Source organism: Pseudomonas sp. NFACC05-1, from assembly GCF_900100135.1.
Classification (GTDB): domain Bacteria; phylum Pseudomonadota; class Gammaproteobacteria; order Pseudomonadales; family Pseudomonadaceae; genus Aquipseudomonas; species Aquipseudomonas fluorescens_Q.
Window position 1 is genome coordinate 137,981 of the sequence record NZ_FMTR01000010.1, and the last position, 26,165, is coordinate 164,145.

18 protein-coding genes and 1 pseudogene are annotated in these 26,165 nt (G+C 60.2%); 9 read left to right on the plus strand and 10 right to left on the minus strand.

What is annotated here, in order from left to right; translation table 11 throughout:
• Positions 1-245: 245 nt before the first annotated feature.
• The 5 genes from BLO97_RS32345 to BLO97_RS17010 all read right to left on the minus strand — a co-directional run bounded on the left by BLO97_RS32345 (position 246) and on the right by BLO97_RS17010 (position 11,891).
• Positions 246-641, minus strand: coding sequence for a DUF6911 family protein (locus BLO97_RS32345; RefSeq protein ID WP_371914660.1), 396 nt, complete (start codon positions 639-641; stop codon positions 246-248).
• A complete protein-coding gene (locus tag BLO97_RS16995; protein ID WP_139197700.1) occupies positions 638-8,176 on the minus strand; it encodes a two-partner secretion domain-containing protein in 7,539 nt (2,512 codons plus the stop codon). The genes BLO97_RS32345 and BLO97_RS16995 overlap by 4 nt, the downstream gene beginning before the upstream one ends.
• A gap of 24 nt (positions 8,177-8,200) precedes the next feature.
• Positions 8,201-9,907, minus strand: coding sequence for a ShlB/FhaC/HecB family hemolysin secretion/activation protein (locus BLO97_RS17000; protein WP_092346952.1), 1,707 nt, complete (start codon positions 9,905-9,907; stop codon positions 8,201-8,203).
• A 232-nt stretch (positions 9,908-10,139) separates the two neighbouring features.
• Positions 10,140-11,039, minus strand: a complete 900-nt coding sequence (locus tag BLO97_RS17005; protein ID WP_092224397.1) for a proline iminopeptidase-family hydrolase — start codon at positions 11,037-11,039, stop codon at positions 10,140-10,142.
• A 90-nt stretch (positions 11,040-11,129) separates the two neighbouring features.
• Positions 11,130-11,891: a LuxR family transcriptional regulator gene (locus tag BLO97_RS17010; RefSeq protein WP_063323040.1), complete on the minus strand. Its 762-nt coding sequence runs from the start codon at positions 11,889-11,891 to the stop codon at positions 11,130-11,132.
• A gap of 162 nt (positions 11,892-12,053) precedes the next feature.
• Here BLO97_RS17010 and BLO97_RS17015 point away from each other — a divergent pair, with 162 nt between their 5' ends.
• From BLO97_RS17015 to BLO97_RS17040, 6 genes are read left to right on the plus strand one after another with little or no spacing between them, the layout of a single operon-like run.
• Positions 12,054-12,941 (plus strand): proline iminopeptidase-family hydrolase, encoded by an 888-nt coding sequence (locus BLO97_RS17015; RefSeq protein ID WP_063323041.1) that lies wholly within the window; start codon positions 12,054-12,056, stop codon positions 12,939-12,941.
• Between the two features lie 3 nt (positions 12,942-12,944).
• Positions 12,945-13,892 (plus strand): ABC transporter permease, encoded by a 948-nt coding sequence (locus tag BLO97_RS17020; protein ID WP_072340935.1) that lies wholly within the window; start codon positions 12,945-12,947, stop codon positions 13,890-13,892.
• Positions 13,889-14,746, plus strand: a complete 858-nt coding sequence (locus BLO97_RS17025; protein WP_092346955.1) for an ABC transporter permease — start codon at positions 13,889-13,891, stop codon at positions 14,744-14,746. The genes BLO97_RS17020 and BLO97_RS17025 overlap by 4 nt, the downstream gene beginning before the upstream one ends.
• Positions 14,743-15,729, plus strand: a complete 987-nt coding sequence (locus BLO97_RS17030) for an ABC transporter ATP-binding protein (protein WP_092146209.1) — start codon at positions 14,743-14,745, stop codon at positions 15,727-15,729. The genes BLO97_RS17025 and BLO97_RS17030 overlap by 4 nt, the downstream gene beginning before the upstream one ends.
• Complete coding sequence (locus BLO97_RS17035; protein WP_092346958.1) at positions 15,726-16,697, plus strand: ABC transporter ATP-binding protein; 972 nt, start codon at positions 15,726-15,728, stop codon at positions 16,695-16,697. The genes BLO97_RS17030 and BLO97_RS17035 overlap by 4 nt, the downstream gene beginning before the upstream one ends.
• Positions 16,698-16,725: 28 nt before the next feature.
• The gene (locus tag BLO97_RS17040) at positions 16,726-18,240 is read left to right on the plus strand and encodes an ABC transporter substrate-binding protein (RefSeq protein ID WP_092224405.1); all 1,515 of its coding nucleotides are present in this window, start codon (positions 16,726-16,728) and stop codon (positions 18,238-18,240) included.
• A gap of 50 nt (positions 18,241-18,290) precedes the next feature.
• Here the strand turns inward: BLO97_RS17040 and BLO97_RS17045 are convergent, their stop codons facing one another.
• Positions 18,291-18,881, minus strand: a complete 591-nt coding sequence (locus tag BLO97_RS17045) for a hypothetical protein (RefSeq protein ID WP_092346961.1) — start codon at positions 18,879-18,881, stop codon at positions 18,291-18,293.
• A 356-nt stretch (positions 18,882-19,237) separates the two neighbouring features.
• Between BLO97_RS17045 and katG the strand changes: the two genes are divergently transcribed.
• The gene (gene katG / locus BLO97_RS17050) at positions 19,238-21,502 is read left to right on the plus strand and encodes a catalase/peroxidase HPI (protein ID WP_092224409.1); all 2,265 of its coding nucleotides are present in this window, start codon (positions 19,238-19,240) and stop codon (positions 21,500-21,502) included.
• A 152-nt stretch (positions 21,503-21,654) separates the two neighbouring features.
• Here the strand turns inward: katG and BLO97_RS17055 are convergent, their stop codons facing one another.
• Positions 21,655-22,503, minus strand: a complete 849-nt coding sequence (locus BLO97_RS17055; RefSeq protein ID WP_092346964.1) for a phosphatase PAP2 family protein — start codon at positions 22,501-22,503, stop codon at positions 21,655-21,657.
• Between the two features lie 24 nt (positions 22,504-22,527).
• The gene (locus tag BLO97_RS17060; protein ID WP_092146265.1) at positions 22,528-23,199 is read right to left on the minus strand and encodes a lipopolysaccharide core heptose(II)-phosphate phosphatase PmrG; all 672 of its coding nucleotides are present in this window, start codon (positions 23,197-23,199) and stop codon (positions 22,528-22,530) included.
• A gap of 394 nt (positions 23,200-23,593) precedes the next feature.
• On the opposite strand from BLO97_RS17060, the pseudogene BLO97_RS32350 reads away from it, so the two are divergent.
• Together BLO97_RS32350 and BLO97_RS32355 are read left to right on the plus strand one after the other, a co-directional pair.
• Positions 23,594-24,472, plus strand: a pseudogene (locus BLO97_RS32350) (methyl-accepting chemotaxis protein); the annotation flags it as partial.
• Positions 24,473-24,673: 201 nt separating this feature from the next.
• Entirely contained in the window at positions 24,674-25,378 is a 705-nt protein-coding gene (locus BLO97_RS32355; RefSeq protein ID WP_371856155.1) for a methyl-accepting chemotaxis protein, read from the plus strand.
• A 55-nt stretch (positions 25,379-25,433) separates the two neighbouring features.
• On the opposite strand, the gene BLO97_RS17070 is transcribed toward BLO97_RS32355, so the two are convergent.
• Entirely contained in the window at positions 25,434-25,853 is a 420-nt protein-coding gene (locus BLO97_RS17070) for a type II toxin-antitoxin system VapC family toxin (RefSeq protein ID WP_092146223.1), read from the minus strand.
• Positions 25,850-26,095: a FitA-like ribbon-helix-helix domain-containing protein gene (locus BLO97_RS17075; protein WP_092146225.1), complete on the minus strand. Its 246-nt coding sequence runs from the start codon at positions 26,093-26,095 to the stop codon at positions 25,850-25,852. The genes BLO97_RS17070 and BLO97_RS17075 overlap by 4 nt, the downstream gene beginning before the upstream one ends.
• Between the last annotated feature and the right edge of the window lie 70 nt (positions 26,096-26,165).

A 26,165-nucleotide genomic window follows, 5' to 3' on the forward strand; every position in this document is an offset into this window, starting at 1 on the left:
TGTGGGGATCCCTCAGAATCTGTCCCCTTTTCGCTGAGAGCACCGAGCAATCCAATAAGCCTGCCCTCTCTGCTTCTCATAAAATAAATCTGCCCCCTTTTGACCGGGTACGACGGGTTCAACCAGGCAGGTTGGGGCAAGGGAGATCCCAGCAGTTAAAAGCTGCAGGGCGAGTTGGCTTTTAGCCTTGACTTGAGACCGGCTAATGGGCGTCCCCTTTTTCTGTCCCGCTTCAGCTATAAAAATCAAGCCATTAGGCTTCGCGATACTCGCCCTCCCTCAAAGAACTGTCTAAATACATCTACTACGACCTCTGAATCCAAGCAAACGCCTGAGGCATCAACAGCGTCCCCTAGGATATAAACCACCTTCCCTGCACTTCCGCCTCCAAGATAAGACCGAACAATATAATCCTCCCCATTATCCTCACCTAAAGTCATTGCATACACCCCACCATCCGCAACAACTTGCAAGCTCAACAGCTCAAACCCATTAAAATCCGCAAGTTCCAATGTAACTGAACCAGAGGCATCACATACTTCTCTTAAATGAAGTTCAATGTCACTCCAAGAGGGCTCTTTAGCGCTACTCCCCTGACACTCACTCCCAAACCCAACAACCCATGACAGAGAAAACCTCACTTCCTATTCCCCTCTTTCAGAGCCCGCATTCCAGGCTGCCAATATAAAGTTTTTCCGGTCGCGACCTCTTTAACTGTGAGAGAGGTAAGCCCGGACCTTTCCGCCATTGCAGCAATATCTCCTCGGCAGTACCCACAAACCGCTTTGCCAGAGACAGTAAGTTCCATGCCTGCCCCCAAAGTCTTTCCAGCCGCATACGCCTGTTGTATCACACCTATCTCTGCATGAGCATCGGCCATATTTCCATTTGGTAGACTCTTCCCAGATACTTCAGCCTTAGCAGTTACACGATCAGATATCAAGGTTGGCTGACTAGCATCAGCCTGTGAAGCTGGGCGAGCAGTTTGATTAAAATCAGTAAATATTGCTCCGCCAATCTTCCCCTCCGCAGTTACAACCGGAGGAACAGGAGGTTTTCCAATATTTCCTGGAAAAACATCGAAATACCCGTTATCCGCAGGTAAAGACGTACTTGTCCTGACTCCCCCCGGCACGACCGTGGCCGACAACCCAGGCGCATTGATGGAGAAAGGGCTAAACCCCGACTGATCCAGCCACTGCCCAAACGACGGCGCCCACCCTGTGTCTCCGTCAACAAACATTTGAGCTACCTGCTCAATATGAAGCTGACCGGCTGTAGTCCAATCGCGGGTATTTCCGCCACTTATTCCAGTAAACCGTCCTAGAATCTCAGCAGACTTTCCTTCCGGTAATGTAGTAACCAGATCGTCTATGGCTTTAGAGCCAGCATCTATTTCTGCACGGATTTGGGGGCAATTGCCAAACTTTTGGCAATCCAGAAGCCGCTGGCGATTTGCCGCGTCTCGGGCATTCGCGTCCGCGCGCAAAGCGTCGCAGGACCCGTCGAGATCACAGTTCCTGGCTTTCTCACTAAGCTCCTGAACATCACGATGGTTCAAGAAGTTATACTGCGTCGCGTTCCTTGCAATCCAACTCCCCTTATCCAACTTGGCCGCGTCCGTATCCTCCTGCGCCGCAGCCGCCACCACGCCGACGATCTGAGAACTCATCGTCAGTAGGTTGTCGTTGCCTTTAACCAACGTATCCAGATGGGTGACTAGAGCCTCGCTCGCACCTGCCGCCAGCGCCCCAGTCTTGAAGTCACCGCCAGTGGCCTCGGCCAGCAAACCACCCACCATTGCGTGAATCGCAATTTTCGGTGTCGAGCCGTCGGCGAATACGTTCTTTGTATAGTCGCCAACCATGTTGAAGCTGGCTGCCGCCAAGGTGTTGAACAAGGCGTTTTTCAGCGCATCACCCGCACTCGCATCCTGCCCAAGCGCTTTGCTCAGCAACATGGAAGTGCCGTTCTGTAGCCCTTGGTTGGCTGCAAACTGACCCACACCGCTCCAAGTGTTCAGCGGGCTCGACGTGACGACTTTCTCAGTTGCCGTACTCGTTTCAGTTCCAGTCCACCCATCAAAATATGCAGCCGTCAGCCCTGCTGTAACGCCTGCAATGGCATACCCCTTCATTGCATCCGAAGAAGTCACGTCCTTGAACACGGCGCCAAGATTGCCGCGATTATTGACAACGCTGACGGTCGCGTTTGTTGCAGCTCCCGCTGCAACGGCGCCTGCCGCGGCGGAAATACCAGCAGCCGTCTCCGCCGTAATTGTTCCGGCGGCAACCATCCCTCCAGTCGCGGTTCCCATTGCGCCGGCCGCCATTGGGCCAACAACTGCCGCCATCACAATGGCGATGATGATCTGCGAAGCCGGCCCCAAGCCGGAGTTGCTGTACTTGAAGCTGTCGTGGATCTCTTTGACTTGACGCCAGTCCACATCACCACGTTTTTCCGCGTCCTTGAGCCATGCCAATTGCGGATCAGCCTTGACCATCGCATCGATGGATTGGCTGACGGTTTGCTGATTGACCTGGTTGATATCGATCTTCAAACCGTTGACGGCTTTGATCGCAACACTGCCCTCAGCAATAAACTGGCTTTGACGCAAGGTTTCGTCGGTCTTGCCCTTACCCTTGGACGAGACCCAGAACGCGTTGTTGTCGGTCTTCTCGTGGCTCTCCTGATGTAGGTCCTTCACGCCTTCGAAGGTAATAGAACCGCTACTGTCCAGCGTGATGTCCTTGCCACTCTGCAGTTTCGCCACCTGATACCGCTGGTCGCCGCCGCTGACCAATCGCAGGTCGCCCCCGGTAGTGATTTCACTGCCGATGTTTTTCACATCGGTCACTTCATCCCGCTGAGTCTTCTTACTCCCCCAACCACCCTTCTTCTTCATGTCATACAGCGAATAGTCGCTGTTCTGCGCAGCCAGCAGCTCAAGCTTGCCACCCGCCACGAAATAGGCCTCGTTTGCAGCGCTGACCTTGCTGGCGATCATCGCCAAATCCTGCCCCGCGCTCATTACAACGTTGCGCCCCGCATTAACCGTCGAGGCCACCTGACTGACGTGATCCTCCTGGCTAGTCACCTTCTTGCTCTTGCCGTACGAGTGCTGCTCATCCGCTGCTGAGGCGAAGGTCAGATTTTCCTCGGCAGCCATGGCAACGTCGCGCTTGGCATCGATCTGACTGCCGACAACGGTGAGGTTGCGACCTGCGTTGACGATCACGTCGCGGCCGCTGTCGAGGCTGGAGCCGTATTGCTTGATGTCTTGGTCGCGATGCCGACCGCGTGTGCCGCTGTTGATGCGTTCGGCGGCGATGAGATTGACGTCGCGTGTGGCGTTGAGGGTGGTGTCGGCGCCGCTTTTCAGCACGCCGCCAACACTATTGATGTCACGCCCTGCGCTGATGGTCAGGTTGTTGGCCGCTTCGATACGGGCGGCGCTGTCGATGAAGTCGGCGCGTTCAGTACGGTAGCCGCTGCTGCTTTCGTGGGTGGTAACAGTTCGCTCGTTAGTCACGTCGCCAGTCAAAGCCACAACGCTGACATCCCGCCCAGCAATCACCCCACCCGCCCTGTTAGTCAGGTTATTACTCGCCAACGCATCCAGCCGACCACCCGCCTCCATCAACCCACTGTTGACCAAGCTGTCGCCAGCCGTCGCCCTCAGGTTGTTGGACGCACGCAAGGTGCCCGCATTGTTCAGGTTCTTACCCGCAATCAGGCTGACGTCGGCGCCCTGGATCAACGCGCCATTGGCCGCCAGTCGATTGTTGGCCTGGGCTAGGTAGAGCACCGGCACCAGCACCTGCTCGTTGTTCACCGTCCGGTTTTCCATCCAGACGATGTCGTGGGTCAGGGCCGCGACTTGTTCGGCGGTGAGGCTGACGCCCAAGGACAGGTTCAGTGCGTCCTTGCTGGCGATGGCGTTGTTCATCAGGTATTTGAACATGCCGTCGTCGGAGGTCTGGCCGTCGAGGAAGCGTTGGCCGGTGCGGGCGATCACGGCTTGTTGGATCAGGCGTTGTTCGTAGAAGCCGTCACCCAGGCGCTTGGCGGCGACGTCGGGGTCGTAGCCCAGGTTCGTCAGCAGGTAGTCCGAGCTCATGAAGCGGCGCATGTCGGTCAGCGCCGGGTTGGTCTCGATCAGGTATTTTTGCGGGTTGGTCCGGAACGAGCGGTCCGGCAGGCCGCGCACTTGCGTCAGGCCTGAGCCTTGGGTCGGCGTGGTCGAGCCGTCGCCGCTCATGCGGAACAGGCCGTTTTGCCCGGTCGGCAAGTCAAAGCCCGGCAAGGCCAGCGGATCGACCTGTTGCTGAGTCAGGTTCGGGGGCAGTTGCCGATTGACGCTGACGCGGGTGGAGAAAACGTTGTCAGCCTGGGTATCGGTGCGCGGGCCGGCGCCGACGTAGTTGTAGCCGCCACGCACGACGCCGCTGTTGAGGTCGCCCTGGGTAGGAATGTCGATGGCACCACCGGCCTGGATAATCGCGGCGTAGGTCTGGTTATCGGTGGTACTTGTCTGGATGCGGAACTGTGGGAGCTCACGTTCGGTTATGCCGATGAAGCGGCTCATCGCTGCCTCGAGGCCACCCAGGTCATTGGCGTTATAGCCTGGGCTCTGCAACCAGTATTTGTTGGTGAAGTCATTGGCGGCGGCGCGCCAGCCACCTGGGCTGCGCGTACGCTCGGACATGAAGGTGCGCGAGGTTTCGGTCTCGCCGGTCTCGATGCCGATGTTGTTCAGGCTGACGAGGTTGGCGGTCAATGCGCCGCCGACACCGATGCTGCTGCTCCGGTTGGTCAGGGTGTCGCCCTGGATGTCCAGGTTGCCGCCGGTGGTGATGCTGGAGGCGGCGCTGGCTGCAGTGACTTCGAACTTGTCGCGCTGGATGATCTGCCAGACGTGGTTTTCCTTGCCGCCGCTGCAGTCTCCGGCGTTGACCCCTTCGATACAGGCCACTTCCCTGATCGAGGCGGTGTAGATGCCGGCGTCGTGGGTGGTCAAGACCTCGCGGACGTTGTCGATCGTGCTGGCCGCCAGGCGCATGTTGCCGTCGCTCTGCAGCGTGCCGGAGCTGTTGAGGATGCGGCTGGCAAGTGTGCCGAGGCCGTCGCGATCGATGCTCAGGTCACCGAGGCTGTAGATATCGCCATAGCGGTTGGTCAGGCTATTGACGCGCAGGCTGGTATTGCCGCCGCTGAAAATCAACCCGTGCTCGTTGAGCAGGTCGCCGGTCGATACGCCGAGCGCGCCGGCACTGCCGAGGGTGCCGTAGTTGTTGATCGTGGCGGCAGTGACGTTCATGTCCGCCGCCGAGGTCAGGCGACCGTAGCTGTTGAGGACACCATCGACCACGAGGCTTGTGCTGCCGCCGCCGGCGATGCTGCCGTTTTGCTCCAGGTTGATCAGCGCGGCCTTGAGGCCCAAGGTGCCGAGACTGCTCAAGCGGCCGTTGCCTGCGTAGGCGCCAGTCAATTGCAGGTCGATCGCCCCATCGCTGCCGATCAGGCCGTCGACGCGCCAGTTGCTGCCACGGCCTTCCATGCTGTTGGCGCTGAGCAACTGGCCGGTAGCGGTCTGGGTCAACTGGTCGACACGAACCACCAGGTGCCCGGCCTGGATCGCGGTGCTGTTGGTCCAGCTGTCGGCCGTCACCGTCAGGTTGCCGTAGGTCACCAGTTGCCCACCCGCCTGCCCCAGGTTGGCCTGGCTGATGCCAAACAGTCCCAGGCCGGTGTGCAGCAGCTTGCCACCCACGTTCTGGACGCTGCCGGTGTCGAAGTCCACATCATTACTGGCGGTTTCGAGGGTGCCGTCGCTGTTATCGAACAGACCACCGATGTTGAACGCCGTGGTGCTGTTCTTGCCCAGGGTGCGCAGTTGGCCCTTCTGGTTGCTCAGGCTGGCGGCCAGGATATCCAGGCTGTCCTGGCTTTCGATGATGCCCGCGTTGTTGTTCAGCGCGCCCGAAAGGTCAAAGTCGATGCGACTGGCGCTGACCTGCCCGCCGCCGCTGTTGTCCATGTCCCGGCCAATGACCTGGACCTTGCCGGTGGCATACATCCCGCCGCTGCGATTGTCGATATCCGCGCCCGCGTTGCTGATCACGATATCGCCCGCTTGCGCGGCCAGGCGCCCGCCATCGTTGAACAGCCCAGCCAAGGCTTGGATATTCAGTCCTTGGGCCTGGATCGTGCCGCCCCGACGGTTCACGTCATAGCCATTTCTCAGCACGCCGGTGGTGCGCGCTTCCAGTGCGGCCTTGACGCTGGACAGCACGCCGCCGCGGTTGTCCAGATTGCTCGCGAAGACACTCAGCTTGGCGTCCTGGGCGATGATGCTGCCGCCCTGGTTGTCGATATCGCCCGCGACATCCACGGTCACCAGGCCCTTGCCTTGCAGCGTGCCCCTGGCGTTGTCCAGGCTGGCGGCATCGAGTTCGAGTGCGCCTTCACGGCTGGCGATCAGGCCCTTGTCGGCGTTTTTCACCGAGTCGCTGGCACTGACCAGCAACTTGCCATTGGCGGCGACAGTACCTTTGTTGCTGTTGTCCAGGCTGCCGGTGCGCACGGTCACAACGCCCTGGCTGGACAGTTCACCGCCCTGGTTGTTGATCGCGCCCTTGTTGGTGATGTCGAGGTTCTTGCCGGCCATGACCAGGCCGGTCAGGTTGTCCAGGCTGCCGAGGATCAGCGTCGCGCTGTTCAGGCTGGATAATTCGCCTGCATTATTTTCCAGATGGTCCAGGTTGGCCGTCAGAAGGCCCTGGCTATTGATCAGGCCGCCCTGGCTGTTCAGGACCTGATCGGCGGTCAGGTGCAGTTCGGTGTTGCCGAGAATGCGGCCTTTGTTGCGGTTATCCACAGCGTTGCCGGTGACGGTGGTCTTGCGCTGCCCACTGAGCGTACCGCTCTGGTTGTTCAACGCCTTGGTGGTCACGTTCAGGTCACGACTGGCAATGACGGTTTTGCCGCCGTTGTTCAGTTGCTTGGCCGTGAGGGTGACATCGCCCGTGGTATTGCGGCTGTTATCGGCATTGACGCCGGCTTCGATGATGCCGTTGTTGCTGAGCGTGCCGCCGCTGTCGAGGTGAATGCTGTCGCGCGCCACCAGGTTGTTCTGGCTGGTCAGGTCGCCCTGGGTCTTCACGTCCAGGCGGCTACCGGCGTACACCTGCCCCTGGGTTTCCAGACTTTTGGCCTTGATGTCGATGGCACCGGCAGCAGCCGTCTGCGCCAGGCTCAAATGCCCATTGGCATCCAGTTGGATATCCCCGCCACTGGCAACCATCTTGCCGTCCAGCTTCACCCCGACTCCGGCCTCGGTGCCCACCAGTTTGATCGCCCCGGCGTACATACCACCCAACGCCGAGGAGTCGATGGCCAATTCGGGCTTGGCACTGCCGTCGTCCGCCCGGGCAGTGGCGTTGAGGGTATTGGCATTAACGTCATTGCGCCCGGCCACGATGGTCAGGTTCTTGGCCTGGATCTCGGCATTGATCTTGGCGCTGCGGGTGATGATTTCGAAGCGGTCGACGTTGTTCGCGTTCAAGCCCGCGCCTTCGATGGCGACGCTGCCCTGGTCCACCTGATAGCGGCTCACCTGGCCGTTTTCGATGATCGGCTTGCCCGTGGTCAGGGTCGCCTTTGGGGTATTGATGAAACCGCAGCCGTTACAGCTGATGCCGTAGGGGTTGGCGACGATGACGTGGGCCGACTGCCCTGCCACTTCGGTGTAGCCGCGCAGTTGGCTCGGGTTGCCGCCGTTGACTTCGTTGAGGATGGTGGTGGCGGCCGTGCCCTGGAGGTTCGGGTTGCCGAGGATGATCCCGCCCAGTTGCGTGGCCTGGGCCGGGTTGGTGGCGTTGTTGAGGATTACGCCGTTGCTGCCGACGTTGTAGTCCTTGAACTGGTTGTGGGACAGGCCACTGCCGTTGGGCTTGGCGATGTTGACCACCGGCACGCCATTGCCGGCCTGGCCGAGGCTGGTGCCCGGGGCGCTGACCACGATGCCGCCCGCCTGGGCCCACATCGGCTGCCAGAACATGACGTTGGCCAACAGGAACGCCAGGCCGCGCTTGGGCATGCCCCAGAAGGCGTCGCGGTTTTGCAGGGCAGCAGAAGGCTGGCGGGCCAGGAAGGCGTGTTGGCGGTCGTCCATGATCAGGTCTCGTTGCAGCAGAAATTAAATGGATACATCCACGCGGAAGTAGATCGGCGCTTCGCGCTCGGTCAGGGCATCCGGACGTTCCAGGGAGTGGGCGAAGGTGACGCTGGCGTTCAGGTGCTCACCGCGGGCGAACAGCTCCAGCGAGTTGCTCGACATGCGCCCGTGCTGATCACCGTTGTAGCGATCGCCACGAATCACACCCTGGTCATAACCGAGGCTGGTGCCGTATTCGGCAAACACCGGGCGCAGCCACTCCAATGTCACCGGACGGCTCCAGCGCAAGTCGTTGCGCCAGTAACCGCCGCTGTCGCCGGACAATGTCTGGTCCTTGTAGCCACGAATCGACGACAGGCCGCCCAGGCTCATGCGCTGGGGGCTGAACAGCACGTCTTCGCTGCGCTGGCCGGTCATCAGGCTGCTGAAGCTGAAGGACTCGCCGCCCAGCATGAAGGGCTGCAAATAGCTGAGGGTCGCGGTGTATTTGCGGTAGCGCGCATCCGGCAACCCCGGCCCCGGCTCATGATCGCCCTGGGCATCGAAAGCACCGATACCTTGTTGCAGGCCCAGGTCGAGGTTGACGAAGGCATTGCCGATCCGCCGACCATGGTTGATGCCGAACTGCGCCTCGCTGATGCGATTGCTGCTTTCGGCAAGCTTGCTGTCTTCGATGAAGTTGTTGGTGCGCAGGTACGAAAGGCCGGTGTTGAGTGAGGTCTTGCTCACCGCGTCACGATGGACCACCCGCTCCAGGCGCACCTGATGATTCTGGCTGTCGCCGCCCTGCTTGAAATTGAAGCCGTTGGCCTGGCCCACGGCGCGGTATTCGCTTTGGCTGTAGGTGTAGCTCAGGTTCCACCAGCCAAACGGCAGGTTGTAATAGAGCATGCCGTTGCGCGAGGTTTTCTGGTGATCGCTGACGGCATCGTGGCCGCCGCGCAAGGCCAGTTGGTCGGCCAGGCCCAAGGGGCTGTCCCAGTCCAGGGAGGCGCCCCATTGCTGCTCGCCGGTGCTTTTCTGCCCGTCGTTATGCCGTGACAGGCCGGCGCGCCAAGGCTTTTGCGGGGTGTTATTGACCCGCACTTCGCTGCCGCCGATGTTCTGCCCCGGCGTCAGTTCCATTTGTGCACGGTTGGACGGCAAACGGTTCAGCTGATCGACCATCTGCTCCATCTCACGCAGGTTGAGCAGTTCGCCGGTTTTGCCGGGAAAGGCCATCGCCAACTCGCGATCCGACAACTGGCTGTTCTCGGCACCTTTCAAGCCTTCCAGGCGGCCCTCGACGACCAGCACTTGCAGGTGACCGCTGGACAGGTCCTGTTGCGGCAAGTAGGCGCGACTGGTGACCAGGCCTTTGTCGAGATAATGGTCAGTAATGACTTTGAGCAGCTCGTTAAGCTGCGGCACGCCCAGGCATTGGCCGATGTAAGGCTTGAGCAGGCGTTCGCGCTCCGCATCGGACAAAGCATCGGCGCCCTTGAGCTCGATGGTCTTGATCGGGAAGCAACGGGTATCGACAGGGGCCGTCGGCTGAGTCGGCTTCGCCTCCTTGCCGGGCAGGTCCTTGAGTTCTTCCAGGCGCCGACGTTGCTCTTCGAGCAGGCGATCCTGACGTTCACGGATCAGGTCCGTGTCACCAGGGGTTGGCGCAGCGTAAGCAAGCGTTAGCGGAGACAGCCACAGCAAAGCCAGGCACGACCTCGCCCACAGGGCGGGTGAGAACATGTTCGATCCCTCGATACAGAAATGACAGCAAGCTCGTGAGCGAACGAAGAGCCGAATGCCGGCTTACCTCATGAAACACTCACGTTGCTGATGCGCAAAACTACGCGCACACCAGACCCTGCATATCGCTTTCGGTTCAAGAGAGCGGGAATTTTCCACTCAAAAAAGAGACGCGTCTCACAGGACGCGTCGAAAAACACAACAAAAACGACTGCTCGGATTGCGCAGACGCCTACAAACACTCATCCAGGAAACTCACCACGGTTCCCATGCAAGCCATCCGCTCCTCGATATGGGGCATATGGCTGGAGTGTTCGAACAACGCCCAGCGAATGTCGGGAACATGATCCACATAGGGTTTGACCACCAACGGCGTCGCTTCATCGTATCGGCCTGAAATCAGCAGGGTCGGCACGCTGATCCGAGGCAAGCGATCGGTAATGGACCAGTCCTTCATGCTGCCGATCACATGGAATTCGGTGGGACCATTCATGGCGTGATAAACGGTAGGATCGGCATCGATCTGGGCAAAGGTACGGGCAACGTCATCGGGCCAGGGCGTGACACGGCAGACATGACGGTCATAGAAAACCCGAGCGGCCTCAAAATACTCGGTAGACGTCAAGGTTCCAGCCCGCTCGTGCTTGAGCAGTGTTTGCTGCACCTCAATGGGTAGAAGCTGGCGCAAGCGATTGACTTCAAGGAGCCACGTGGACATGTCCGCCGGGGAGTTGGCGATAATCAACGCGCGCAAGCCCGCGGGCTGGAGCACCGCATGTTCGCTGGCCAACATGCCGCCCCAGGATTGCCCCAACAGGGCGTAATTATCGCGAATGCCCAGATGATCCAGCAGGTTCGCCAACTCATCGAGAAAGAGCGCCACGTTCCAGAACGAGGGGTCTTTTTCCGGAAGATGGGTGGAACGCCCATTGCCCAGTTGGTCGTAATGAATCACCGGATAGCCACTGTTGGCAATATCCTTGAAGGCATCGACATAATCGTGTGTACAGCCCGGGCCGCCATGCAGGATCAGCAGCGGCGTACGGCCGCTGCTGAAATCGCCAGTGATGCGATACCAGGTCTGATACGGACCAAAAGGCGCAAAGCCTTCGTGCGTTACGGGAAGATCCATTTCATGCCGCTCCCTAGAAATCCTGCCGCACACGATACCGGGGACTGGCTGGCGGAATAACTAGAGAAACAGATAGGTTTTTGCCCGATTTCAGCTATCGAGCAACCGATAATGCACCGCCCTGACCACGGCTTGGACCCGATTCCTGGCGCCGAGCTTGTGCATTGCAGAAGTCAGGTGGAGGGTGATGGTGGCCAAGGAGCGATTCAGTTGCCTGGCGATGTCCGCCGCCGTCAACCCGTCAGCGGCTAACCTCAAGCACTCACGCTCGCGTTTGGTCAGGCGAACCGGGCATGCGCGGGCTTCCTTGCCGAGCAGCGGAAAAGCCGCCTCTTGCAGGGCATGGGAAATCAGGCTGAAGTCGCCCAGCGTTTGCCGGACATCCTGCAGGGTGCTCCCCTTCGTATCGGCGCGCAGCCCGGTCAATGTCGCAAAGCCACCTTTGGGCAAATGCATCGGCACCGTCACGCCGCAGGTCATGCGCGAATCCTGCAGGTAGCTCACGACCGGTGCATGACTCTGGCCGATGAACGGCTGCAGCACCGTGTCGGCCTCCGGTCGATAGGACCAGACAAAAGGAGAAATGGCATTGATTGCCAGATGCTGGACGGGGTCGATCTGGTAATAACCTTCTTCACACCAGAGCGAGTGCCAATCACGGGGGGTATTGCGCAACTTCAGCACAGTCGGGGTGATCAGTGCCCCATCATGATCCAGCGGCACCGGACTGTAGTCGTACACCAAGGCTTCAAAGCCTAGCGCCTGGACCATCCCCAGGGTGTTATCCATCTGTTCGTCCAGGCTCCTGCCAGACAAAAGACGGGTATTGAAGTCAGACAGCTTGGCCTGCATCCATTCAGCTCCCTTATTAATTTCAATCCTGAAATCGTGCAAGTAGAATGCCACGCCTGAGCGAGGGAATGCCAGATCAAACCTATAAGAATTGCTAGCTTATGGGCGCGTAGCTTCCTCGGTAAGGTTTAGCCAGAGCGGCACCTGAGCAGGAGAGCAATGATGTGGCGTGAGATCGAGCCAGACCAGCGGTACGACGTGGAAGTCGATGGTCATCGCCTGGTGGCCTATGGCTTTGGCGACGGCGACGAGGTGCTGCTGTGCCTCAATGGCGGCCCGGGATTGCCTTGCGATTATCTGCGTGACAGCCATGGCTGGCTCAAGGAAAAGGGCTTGCGGGTCATCGCTTTCGATCAGTTGGGCACCGGCGCCTCGGCCAGGCCTACTGACGAATCCCTGTGGGACATCACCCGTTACGTGGCGGAGGTAGAGACCGTCCGCCAAGCCCTCGACCTGGGCAAAGTGCACCTGCTGGGGCACTCCTGGGGTGGCTGGCTGGCGATCGAGTACGCCATTCATCACCCTCAATCGCTGAAAACCCTGATCCTGGAAAATACCGCCGGCGATATTCCTCACCTGTCCCTGGAGTTGGAGCGTCTGCGGGCCGCCCTGGGCAGTGAGACCGTCGCGATGATGCAGCGCCATGAAGCCTCGGGCACCCTGGATCATCCGCAATACCAGGCGGCCATCACCCTGCTCAACTATCGTCATGTCTGCCGTCTGGACGAGTGGCCAGCGCCGGTGACACGTTCCCTGGGCGACTGGAACATGGGGCCCTACATGACCATGCAGGGCCCCAACGAATTTCTCTATACCGGCAATCTCAAGGACTGGAATCGCATCGAGCAGATGGCCGGCTTCGAAATGCCCGTGCTGATTACCACCGGTCAACATGATGAACTGACGCCAGCCTGTGCAATGCGCATGAAAATGGCGCTCAAGGATGTACAACTGAATGTGTTCCCCAACAGCAGCCACATGCCGTTCTACGAAGAGCCCCACGCCTATTTCCCAGTCCTGCTGGATTTTCTGCACCGCCACCGGAACTAGCCCATGAACCTGGCGCGCTACCGTTTCATACTGTCGCGCCCGCTACAGCTATTGCCGGTGCTGTTTGGCATCAGCATGATCACCTTTGTGCTCGTGCGCTCAATCCCCGGAGACCCCGCCCGGGCCCTGCTGGGCTCGCGCAGCACGCCAGAGGCGCTGATCAGGATTCGTGCCCAGTACGGTCTCGACCAGCCGTTGTGGATGCAGTACTTCTACTTTCTCAAGAACCTGCTCAAAGGCGATCTCGGCCAATCGCTGCTCTACAAAGTCGATGCCTTGAAGCTGATCAGTACCCGCATTGAGCCAACCCTGTTCCTGGTGCTCGGCAGCGTGCTGCTGGCGCTGCTGATTGCCGTGCCGCTGGCAACGGTGGCGGCACGCAACAAGGGCGGTTGGCAGGATCACCTGATTCGCCTGTTTACCACGGCAGGGCTCGGCATGCCGGCGTTTTGGCTAGGCATCATGTTGATCCTGCTGCTCAGTGTGCAGTTGGGACTGTTCCCGGTCTCAGGCTATGGACGCACCGCTTGGGACAAACTGCATCACATGGTTTTGCCGTGCCTGACCATTGCCTTGGCACTCTCCGCCGTGCTGGTACGCAATCTGCGCGCCAGCATGCTCATGGAGCTACAAGCCGATCATGCCACCGCCGCACGGGCCCGGGGCTTGTCCGAGCGGGCGATATTTCGTCGGCATGTGCTGCCCAACTCCCTGGTGCCGGCGGTCAACCTGCTGGCGGTGAACATCGGCTGGTTGATCAGCGGCACGGTGGTCATCGAAAGTCTGTTTGCCATTCCCGGCATCGGCCAATTGCTGGTACGCGGCATTTTTACCCGCGACTACATGGTGGTCCAAGGCGTGGCCATGGTGCTGGCCCTCGCCACCGTCACGGTCAACTTCCTCGCCGATGTGCTGACCGTGATGATCGACCCGCGGGTGAACATGCGATGAGCGGCCAAACCCTCAGTCCTACCTGGCGTCTTGCGCTGCGTTTCGGCTTGCGCAACGGTCGCCTGGCCACCGTGCTCGGCCTGGCGATTCTGTTTGGCTGGCTGTTGCTCGCCCTCTTCGCCCCCTGGGTCGCGCCCTTCGATCCGATTGCCCAGAACACCGATATCCGCCTGTTGGGGCCGAGCCTGGCCCATCCGTTCGGCACGGACAATTTCGGTCGCGACGTTCTTTCCCGAGTGATCTGGGGCGCGCGCATCGACTTGCAGATCTCCGTGATCGGGGTGGTTTTCCCGTTCTTGATCGGCACTTGCGTCGGCGCCTTGGCCGGCTATATCGGTGGCCGGTTCGACACGATCTGCATGCGCCTGATCGATATTATCCTGGCCTTCCCCTTCCTGGTGCTGATGTTGGCAATCATGGCCATCCTCGGCCCCGGCCTGGGCAGCTTTTATATTGCGATGGCCCTGGTGGGTTGGGTGTCCTATGCACGGCTGATCCGTTCGCAGATCCTGGTGCTCAAGCAAAGCGATTTCGCCTTGGCGGCCAAAAGCCTGGGCTTCGGTCATGGACGCATTCTGTTTCGGCACCTGTTGCCCAATGCCATGTTCGGTTCGATCGTGTTTTCCATGTCCGACGCGGTACTGGTATTGCTCAATGGGGCGGCGGTCAGCTACCTCGGCCTGGGGGTCCAGCCACCCACCGCCGAGTGGGGCACGATGGTCGCCGAAGGCCAGAGTTTCATCACCAACGCCTGGTGGATCTGCACCTTCCCGGGACTGGCGATCGTCACCCTGGCCATGGGCTTCAGCCTGCTGGCCGACGGTGTCGCCGAGCACCTCGGAGAACGCCCATGAGCACACCGGTGCTGCACGTCGAGGACCTCAGCGTGATCGCCGGCCACGGTGAGCGCGAAGTCACGCTGGTGGATCGTGTGTCATTTGACCTGGCCGAAGGCGAAATCCTCGGTCTGGTGGGTGAAAGCGGCTCAGGCAAGACGATGGCCTGCCGGGCCTTGATGCGCTTGCTGCCCTCTGCAAACCTGCGGGTCCAGGGCAAGGCCCTGCGCCTTGCCGGTGAGGATCTGCTATCGCTGGATGAAGCCAGCATGCGGGGCATACGGGGTCGGCGATTAGGGATGATTTTTCAGAATCCCGGCAGTCATCTTGACCCGTTGATGCGTATCGGCGAACAGATCGGCGAGGGCATACGCCTGCATCAGGGAGCGTCCAAACGTGAAGCACGGGCGAAGGCCATTGATGTGTTACGCCAGGTGGGCATTCCCGATCCGCTAACGCGGGTCGACAGTTATCCCCATGAGTTTTCCGGTGGCATGCGTCAACGCGCCATGATCGCCGTGGCATTGGGTTGCAACCCCCAGGTGCTGATCGCCGATGAGCCGACCACCGCCCTGGATGTCACGGTACAGGCACAGATCCTGCGCCTGCTCCTGGATTTGCGCGACCAGCGAGGGCTGTCCATCATCATGATCACCCACGACCTGGGGATCGTCGCCCAGACCTGTGATTCCATCGCAGTGATGTACGCCGGTCGGCTCTGCGAACACGGCAACAAACTTGATCTGCTGGCTCACCCACGACATCCCTATACGGCGGCCCTGATCGACTGCCAACCGGCTACCAGCGCCGGCCATGCCATGCTCAAAACCATCGCCGGCCAGCCTCCTCTGCTGGATGCGCTGCCCAGCGGTTGCCGCTTCAACCCACGCTGCCTTCAGCAGGGCAGCCAGTGCACGCGGCTGTTGCCACAGATGCAAGTCACGGCAGAGGCACACCGGGTCGCCTGCCATTACCCGCTGCCAGTGGGTGCCTCGTCATGACCTTGTTGCACGTGAAGGATCTGCAGGTGCGCTTCGCCGCCCCTGGCAGTGGTCCGTTCGGGATCCACAGGCAATGGGTGAAAGCCGTCAACGGTGTGTCGCTGAGCCTGGCCCCCGGGGAGGTGCTTGGGCTGGTGGGGGAGTCGGGCAGTGGCAAGAGCACCCTGGGTCGGGCCATCTTGCGCCTCACTGAGGTCAGCGCCGGACAAATCCTGTTCGATGGCGTGGATATGGCTCAAGGCAAGCGGATCGACATCGAGCGACTGCGCCACGAAACCGCGATGATTTTCCAGGACCCTTATACCGCCCTCAATCCGCGAATGAGCATCGGCGACACCCTGGCTGAAGTGCTGCGAGTGCGCTGTGCGATTCCTGCATCGCTGATTCGCCAGCGGGTCGATGAACTGCTGAACCTGGTCGGCCTGCGACCGGAGCTGGCCGACCGCAAACCGGGTTCGTTGAGTGGCGGTCAATGCCAACGTGTGGGGATCGCGCGTGCACTGGCCATCGAACCACGGTTGATCATCGCCGATGAATGCGTGGCCGCGCTGGACGTTTCCATCCAGGGCCAGATCATCAACCTGCTGCTGGAGCTGCGACAGCGCATGAACCTGGCGATTCTGTTCATCGCTCACGACCTGGCGATCGTTCGGCGGCTCTGTGATCGGGTCGCCGTGATGTACCTCGGCGAGATCGTCGAGCAAGGACCCACGGAGGCCGTGTTCAGCAACCCGCGGCATCCTTATACCGTCGCGCTGATCCAGTCCATTCCACACATCGACCCGACTCGACCTTTGCTGAGCGAACCCCTGCCTGGCGAGCCACCCAGCCCCCTGAACCTTCCATCCGGCTGCGCTTTTCACCCGCGCTGCCGGTATGCACAACCCATCTGCGCGAAAACGCCGCCCCCCATCCATGACATCAATGGACATCGTTATAGCTGTGTGCTCGGAGAGCCATTGCTCTAAAAAACATTCATCAATAGGGAGTTTGACCATGCGATCGAAACATTTGAAGTTGCTGACCGCCGCGACGTTGACCGTTTGCACACTGGCAGCCGGTGTCGCCCAGGCTGCAGGCGTGCTGACCATCGGTTGCCGTGAAGAAAGTACGACGTTCGACCCGATCAAAAGCGCGCAGAACCGTGATAACTGGGTGTTCTCCAATGTCTACGACGTATTGGTGCGCGTCGACAACACTGGCACCAAGCTGGTACCGGGGCTGGCCGAAAGCTGGCAGGTTTCCGACGATGGCATGACCTATACCTTCAAACTACGCTCGGCCAAGTTCTCCGACGGTTCACCGATTACCGCCAGCGATGCAGCGTTCAGTCTGTTGCGCATCCGCGACAACAAAGGGTCGCTGTGGAGCGACTCCTACAAGATTATCGACAAGGCCCAAGCACCCGACCCGCAGACACTGGTGGTGACACTCACGAGCCCTTCAGTGCCCTTCCTCGCGCAGCTGGCGTTGCCCAACGTCTCCATCCTGTCGCAAAAGGCCATGGAGAAAATGGGTGAGGAAGCCTATGCCCAGGACCCCGTTGCCTCTGGCGCCTTTATCGTCAAGGAGTGGCTACGCGGTGATCGCGTGGTGCTGGAGAAGAACCCCAACTTCTGGCAGGCCGACAAGGTGAGCCTGGATGGCGTGGAATGGATCTCCATCCCGGATGACAATACGCGGATGTTGAAGGTACAGGCCGGTGAACTGGACTCGGCGATCTTCGTGCCCTTCTCGCGCGTCGAAACCCTGAAGAAAGATCCCAACCTGGTCGTACACATGGACCCCTCCACCCGCGAGGATCATCTGCTGATCAACCATGAGCACGGACTGCTGGGCAAGCCTGAAGTACGTCAGGCCCTGGACCTTGCGATCAACAAAAAATCCCTGGTCGATACCGTGACCTTCGGCCATGGCCAGGTGGCTTATTCCTACATCCCTAAAGGCGCGCTTTATCACAATGCCGATAATCTGCAGCGCCCGTACGACCCGGAAAAAGCCAAGAAAATGCTGGCGGATGCAGGCGCCTCAGGCCTGAAGCTCAACTATGTGGTCAATGCGGGCAATGAAGCCGACGAGCAGATCGCCGTGCTGGTCCAGCAACAGCTCGCCGCCGTTGGCGTGACAGCCACCTTGCAGAAAGTCGACCCAACCCAGAGTTGGCAAATGCTGATCGACGGCGATTACGATCTGTCCGTGATGTACTGGACTAACGACATCCTCGACCCGGACCAGAAGACCACCTTCGTACTGGGACATGACACCAACATGAATTACATGACCCGCTACAAGAACGACAAGGTCAAGGATCTGGTCGCGGCGGCGCGGGTAGAAGTGGACCCGACCAAGCGCAAGCAGATGTATACCGACCTTCAGGCGATCGCCAAGCAGGACGTCAACTGGATCGATCTCTACTACAGCCCGTACATCAATATTTCGCGCAAGAACATCGAGCACTTCCAACAAAACCCACTGGGACGCTTCTCTCTTGAGGAAACAGTGAAGCGCTAACGCGTAGTGGCTTTCATCCGAGTCGGATAGGGCCAGTGGCAACGCCTTGATCACGAATCGAGGCTTGCCACTTGATGGCCAAGCAAGATCGGCCGCTCCCCGGTCATCTCGCACAGCAGCGCTGTGACGGCGTTCCCTTCAACCGTGCCATGCTCTTGCAGAAAGGCCGCCACGGCGCTGACCGCCGGCCAGTAACGGTGCACCAGGCAACTGCAGCGGGCGATCGCCTGGGCTTGGGCGTCGAGCAGCTTGCGCGGTGGCAGCAGGCTGATCAATTCATGCCCCCGGTCCAGGTCACCGCGGCCGCTGCCCCTGATCAACCGGTCGGACCGGCGGTGCCGGTAGACCGCTTCGGCCACTGGCCCGGCGAAGCAATGGAGCAGGTCACGTTCAATGGCATCGACCATCGAGGGCAGGAATTCAGCGATCCCCGGGGCGTCGAAGGCCGGGCGCGCGACCAGGTAGTCAGCTTCCACCAACCCTTCTGCGTATTGAGGGTTGCCGCGCAGGTCGAACAGAGGTCCCGTGCAGGCTTCAGCCTTGGTACGCACGGTGATGCGTTTTATCGGTTGACCGTTCCACCAAAAGGCCAGGGCATGACCCGCTTCATGGAAGGCCGTGCTGCGCGGGCATTTGTTCATTATTGGGTCCGTCACGGCAGGCGCCATTCATATCATCTGCCTCGCCGCTTGGCTTCGATAAAAGATTATCCCTATCGACCGTTAATACTGCGCCTATTAGCTATCTGGCAAAGGAGGACTAGCCTGAATTCAGGCTGGTGTAATCCGGCCCGTGAAACCTGACAAAGAGATACGAAGCGTTCAGAAACGTACTGGGCTTGCCGTGGGCCACCGTCCTTGCAATTAGACATTGCAGCGTGGCCGAACATGATCAGTTGAGCGAACTGTGAGCCCTGCGCCCTGTGTATTTCGCCTGTCGCTATTCGAAGCCTCGCCGGGCCGGATAGCTGGATGAATACGACCAAAGGTAGCTTCTCATGGCAAACGAATCGAAATGCCCGTTCAATCACGCCGCTGGCGGTGGCACGACGAACCGCGACTGGTGGCCAAACCAACTGAATCTGAAGATCCTGCACCAGCACTCCTCGCTGTCCGACCCAATGGGCGAGGATTTCAACTATGCAGAAGCGTTCAAGCGCCTGGACTTCCAGGCCTTGAAACAAGACCTGAATGCACTGATGACCGACTCGCAAGACTGGTGGCCGGCAGACTTCGGCCACTATGGACCGCTCTTTGTCCGCATGGCCTGGCACAGTGCAGGCACCTACCGCACCGGTGATGGGCGCGGTGGGGCGGGTTCCGGCCAGCAGCGATTTGCACCGCTCAACAGCTGGCCAGACAACGTCAGCCTCGATAAGGCGCGTCGGCTGCTGTGGCCGATCAAGCAGAAGTATGGTCGCAATATCTCCTGGGCTGACCTGATCGTCCTCACCGGCAACGTCGCGCTGGAATCCATGGGCTTCAAGACCTTCGGTTTTTCCGGTGGCCGCGCCGATGTCTGGGAGCCGGATGAAGACGTCTACTGGGGTTCTGAAAACAAATGGCTGGGGGGCGATGTTCGCTACGGCAAGCCCGACAAAGCCGCCATGCAAGACCCCGGCGAAGGCCAATTGGTGGCCGAGCCCGGCAACGAAGAAAGCCGCACCGACGAGGGGCGCAACCTGGAGAACCCGCTGGCCGCCGTGCAGATGGGGCTGATCTACGTCAACCCGGAAGGCCCCGAGGGCCAGCCGGACCCGGTCGCCGCCGGGCTGGACATTCGCGAAACCTTCGCCCGCATGGCGATGAACGACGAAGAAACCGTGGCACTGATTGCCGGCGGCCACGCCTTCGGCAAGACCCACGGCGCAGGCCCTGCGGACAATGTCGGCGCCGAGCCCGAGGCCGCGGGCCTGGAGCTGCAAGGCCTGGGCTGGAAGAGCACCTTCGGCACCGGCAAGGGGCCCGACACCATCACCAGTGGCCTGGAAGTCACCTGGACCACCACCCCCACCCGCTGGAGCAATAACTACCTGGAGAACCTGTTCGGTTTCGAGTGGGAGCTGACCAAGAGCCCTGCAGGCGCGCACCAATGGACGCCGAAAAACGGTGCCGGCGCGGGCATCATTCCCGATGCCCACGACCCGTCCAAACGGCGTAACCCAACGATGCTGACCACCGACCTGGCGCTGCGCTTCGACCCGATCTACGAAAAAATCTCCCGGCGCTTCCTGGCCAACCCGGACCAGTTGTCCGACGCCTTCGCCCGCGCCTGGTTCAAGCTGATCCACCGCGACATGGGCCCGCTCTCACGCTACCTCGGCCCGGAACTGCCCAACGAAGAACTGCTGTGGCAAGACCCTATCCCCACGGTCGACCATCCGCTGGTCAACGACAGCGACATCGCGGCCCTCAAAGGCAAGCTACTGGCCTCGGGCCTCACGGTTTCACAACTAGTGTCTACAGCGTGGGCCGCGGCTTCCACCTTCCGGGGTTCCGACAAACGCGGCGGTGCCAACGGTGGCCGCCTGCGCCTGGCCCCGCAGAAAGATTGGCCGGCCAACCAGCCCGAACAATTGGCTCAAGTGCTGGCGACCTTGGAAAGGGTTCGGAGCGAGTTCAACGCCGCCCAATCCGACGGCAAGAAAATCTCCCTGGCGGACCTGATCGTGCTGGCTGGCAGCGCCGGCATCGAACAGGCGGCCCAAAATGCCGGGCTCAGCGTGACGGTACCGTTCGCGCCGGGACGCATGGACGCGAGCCAGGAGCAGACGGACGTCGAGTCGTTCGGTTTTCTCGAGCCCATCGCCGACGGCTTTCGCAACTACCTCAAGGGCCGGTACCGCGTGTCCGCCGAGGCTTTGTTGATCGACAAGGCACAACTGCTGACCCTCACTGCCCCGCAAATGACGGCATTGATTGGCGGCCTGCGGGTACTGGACACCAACGTCGGCCACACGGCGCACGGTGTCTTTACCCAACGGCCAGGGACCTTGAGCAATGACTTTTTCGTCAACCTGCTCGACATGGGCGTGGAATGGAAAGCCCTTTCCGACACCCAGGAAACCTTCGAGGCCCGCGACCGCAAGACCGGCCAGGTCAAATGGACCGGCACGCGCGTCGACCTGGTTTTCGGCTCCAACGCCCAGCTACGGGCCTTGGCCGAGGTCTATGCCAGCCCGGATGCCCAGGAGCAGTTCGTCAAGGACTTCATCGCGGCGTGGGTCAAGGTGATGAACCTGGATCGGTTTGATCTCAGGTGAGCAGCGTACAAGGGCATGAGGTCTGGCAAGGAGCTGGCCTCATGAACTTTTCTTCACCCCACGCCCCCGCGTGATTGGGTACAGTCGCCTCGCTCATTCAAGAAACTAAGGTTTTAGCCCGCTCTCCCAGCGGGCTTTTTTTCGCCTGGCATTCAAGCTGACGAATGTGCGTTGCCCAACGCAGGCACGGCAGCCGCCTGCGTCTCTCGCGGTGGTTTCAACACGGGCTGCTCCAAAGCCGCGCGCCCATAAAACAGCAACGCCATCAGCCAACAACTCAACCAGACAAAAATCCCCGCCCAGAACGTGTGGGACATGTAATGCCAGCCCTGCAGGACCCGCGTCGTGCCGTAGACAAACCCCAGGGCCAGCGCCCCGTGCATCAAGGCTTTCGAATGACGCCAGCGGTAACGGCGGGCAACGAAATACAGCGCCAGCATCGTAAAGCCGCCGGACGCATGACCGCCGGGCCAGCAGCGACCGTCACCGGCGGCTTTCAGCAGCGCGAAATTCTGGAACCACTCCTTGTGCTCGATCTTGCCGGCGTACTGGGTGGTTTCCACCGGGCAGTACACGCTGGTGTGGCCCTTGAGGTAATGGATCACCCCGGTGCTGAGGGAAAAGGCGAAGACCACATAGAGGAAATCGCGACGGTGCTTGTGGGCAAGACGTAGTGGTTTGCTCAGTCGGGTCTTATCCAGCAGGCGAAGCAGTCCAGGGCGCTTTGGCGGTTGGAAGATCGGCCAGAAGAGCGACAACAGCACACCGACAATGGCCGCCTCGCCGGTCCAGTTCGGAATGACCCTCGCCCATTTGTGGGTGATTTGCTCGAACAATCGCACGTGCCCCAATGGAAACACCTGGTGCAACGGATCGTAGAAAAGATCGCTGATGGCGATGTCGAGGTGGGTCATGTCGAACAGCAAGAACACCACGACAGCACAGACCAGCGGAATTCCGAGATTAAATCCATAGAAACGGGCGCGAGCAGACATCAGCATGGGCGGTCCTAATCGTAAGAAATGTTACTGAAATGTCACCGCGCGCCAGTCAGACGCTTCGATAAAGCCGAGCAACCGTGGCGCTTGTGGCTGGGCAGTGGAAACGAACAACGAAGCCCCATAGCCAAAGGCAGAGGTCGGACGCTGGAGCGCGGTTTCCATCGCCTGCATGCATTCACTGTGGGTCACCAGGATCAGGTTTCGTCCCGCCACCTTGTGGGCCAAAGCATTACGCAGCAGGTCATGCCGGCAATTGATCAGCCAATCGTCACCGGTGCCCACCTTGTTGAACATGTACCCCGCCGTCTGGGCTGCGCGCACACGTGGACTGTTGTAGAGGTCGGCGTTATCCAGGCCCAGTTGCTCGAACCGCGCCCCCAGGCCCACCGCAACGGTACGGGCACGGTCAGTGATACCCTCGCGGTCATTCAGGCACGCGGCCTTGGAGTGATCGCAGCGTTCGACATGACGCACCAGCACGATCATCTCCCCCTTGGCCCAGCCATCGGCCAAGGCCCGGGCGCCGGCGATGTTGCCGTGGGCCAGGTCCGGTATCGCCGCCGGGCTGAGCAGCCAGAGCGTCAACGGGATCACCAGCAGTGCCGAGGCGAGGATGACCATGGCGTTTTGGTAACGGGCGAACCGGCGCGTATCGATCGAGCGCGTTACGCCGAAAAGGCTCAGTCTCAGTTCCACATCAAGCCGCCCCGACGGCATCCACCCAGTCATTCGATGGCGCGACAGTAGAGAGGCCGACGTAGGCAGGCGGTGAAACAGATGTGAAAAAAAGCTTGGGGTGCAAGCAAAGCTTGCTCCCACAGATACCCGGAAAAAAACTTACAGATCTTGCCCTCCCCGCCGATACAGCCCTGTTACATGCTCTTGCTGGCTCTTAACAACAACAATCTTCCAGCGTACCGACGATCAAGCAGCACAACGTTCCTGGAGGAATTTGATGAATAGCTGGTTTGGCAACATTAGCGTCAACATGAAATTGGGCCTGGGCTTCGGCCTGGTGCTGGTATTGACTTGCCTGCTGGCCCTGACCAGTTGGACCAGCCTGGGTGGACTGATCCAGCGCAGCAACTGGATGAGCGACATCACCCAGCTCAACGCCGGCCTGACCAAGCTTCGCGTCACCCGTCTGCAATACATGCTGACCAACGGTGACGAGACCGCCGCACAAAATGTGCAGACCACCCTCGATGGTTTCGTGGCGCAACAGAACGCCCTGCTCAGCAGCTTCAAGAGCCCGCAGAACGTCAAGTTGCTCAAGGAGCAGAGCGCAGTCATCAGCGCCTATCAGGTGTCCCTGAACAAAATGCGCAGTGCCTACCGCACCGGCAACACCGCCCGCGACGCCATGGGCGCGAACGCCGAGCTTGCCTACAAGTTGATCGAGACCATCGATTCCGACGTACGGAAAATGGCGCTCAGCGATGAGCGCTTCGCCCAGTTCCAGGCCATCACCCAGGCCAAGCAGGACTTCATGCTGGCCCGCTATGAAGTGCGCGGCTACACCGCCAACAGCAACGCCGACACCGAACGCAAGGCCGTCACCCAGCTGGACGCCGCCATCGCGTCGCTCAAGCCATTGAACGAGCACTTCTCCAGCACCCGCCAGGATGAACTGCGCCAACTGGAAAACGCCCTGGCCCAATACCGCAGCGCCGTGCAGGCCTTCAAGCTGGCCACCGCCGACGCGGTACAGGCACGCAAGGAAATGACTGAACAAGGCGCGTCAATCGTGACGTTGAGCGAACAGCTGTACCAGATCCAGCTCGACCGCCGCGACGCCGAAAGTGCCCAGGCGCGCACCCTGCAACTGGTCAGCACCCTGCTGGCATTGCTGGTCGGCGTCATTGCCGCCGTGATCATCACTCGCCAGATCACCGGCCCGCTGCGCGACACCCTGGCCGTCGTCGAGCGCATTGCCGGTGGCGACCTGTCGCACACGGTCGTCGTCACTCGCCGCGATGAACTGGGCGTGCTGCAACAAGGCATTGCGCGCATGGGCGTGACCCTGCGCGACTTGATCAGCGGCATCCGCGATGGCGTGACCCAGATCGCCAGCGCCGCCGAAGAGCTGTCCGCCGTCACCGAGCAGACCAGCGCCGGGGTCAACAGCCAGAAAGTCGAGACCGATCAGGTCGCGACCGCCATGCACGAAATGACCGCCACGGTGCAGGAAGTGGCCCGCAATGCCGAAGAAGCCTCCCAGGCCGCGGCCGCCGCCGACGGCGAAGCCCGTGCCGGTGACAAGGTGGTCAGCGAAGCCATCGCCCAGATCGAACGGCTGGCCAGCGAAGTGGTTCGCTCCACCGACGCCATGACCGTGCTGCAACAGGAAAGCGACAAGATCGGCAGCGTCATGGACGTGATCAAGGCCGTGGCCGAGCAAACCAACCTGCTGGCCCTCAACGCAGCCATCGAAGCGGCCCGCGCCGGTGAAGCCGGACGGGGTTTTGCCGTGGTCGCCGACGAAGTCCGTGGCCTGGCCCAGCGCACGCAGAAATCCACCGAGGAAATCGAAGGCCTGGTGGCCGGGCTGCAGAATGGCACCCAGCAAGTGGCGGCCGTGATGAACAACAGCCGCAACCTCACCGACAGCAGCGTGGCCCTGACACGCAAGGCTGGGGAATCACTGGGGAACATCACCCGCACGGTGTCGAACATCCAGTCGATGAACCAGCAGATCGCCGCTGCCGCCGAGCAGCAAAGCGCCGTGGCCGAGGAGATCAGCCGCAGCATCATCAACGTGCGCGACGTCTCCGAACAGACCGCCGCCGCCAGCGAAGAAACCGCCGCTTCCAGTGTTGAACTGGCGCGGTTGGGGAATCAGTTGCAGATGATGGTGAGTCACTTCAGGGTTTGATCATGAGAAACGCCCGTTTCCAATTGGCAATGGGCGTTTCGCGTGAAGGCTTTGCTCAAGGGTTCCAGGGGTTGATGACTTCAACGCCTGGGAACTTGAAGTCTTTGGTATTGCGGGTTGCGATCAGAGCGCCATGTGCTCGGCAAATGGCTGCGATTTGCGCGTCGGCCATACCTGCCGCCCGCCCCTTAGCCTCGCATGACGCAACCAGGGCCGCGTACTCGACAGCTGCGTGGGCATCAAAGGGTAGGATCCTGTCGACAAAATCCTCTTCAAACATTGCCATGGCATGGGACTCGAGCTTTTGCTTGCGCTTGCCGAAAGGCAGCCGAGCGATACCATGAAGAATCTCCGCAACTGTAATAGCGCAAATAACCAGGTCCATTGCCGGCTGTGAATCGATCCACGCCAGGACGGTTGCGTTCGGCTCGGCGCGCATGAACTCTGAAATGACATTGGTATCGAGCACTATCATTCAGAAAGATCCACCGCCGTTGCTTTCTCGTCACGCGAAGGCAGATCCAGATCAACTCCACCCAAGGAGCTGAACCTGTTTCGGATACGACTTCCTAATCCTCCCGCCGGGCTGACTGTCGCCAAGGCACGCCCCAAGATCAGCCTTGCCTCTTCCTCCATGGAGTGACCGTTGTGGGCGGCGGCGATACGCAGTTGTTCCTTGATCTGATCATCAAGGTTTCGAATCGTGATGCTGGCCATAATCCCCTCGCAATCAATGAAATCATTGATTTCAAACTTAGGTTAATCTCTCCTGCTTGTCCAGCTACCG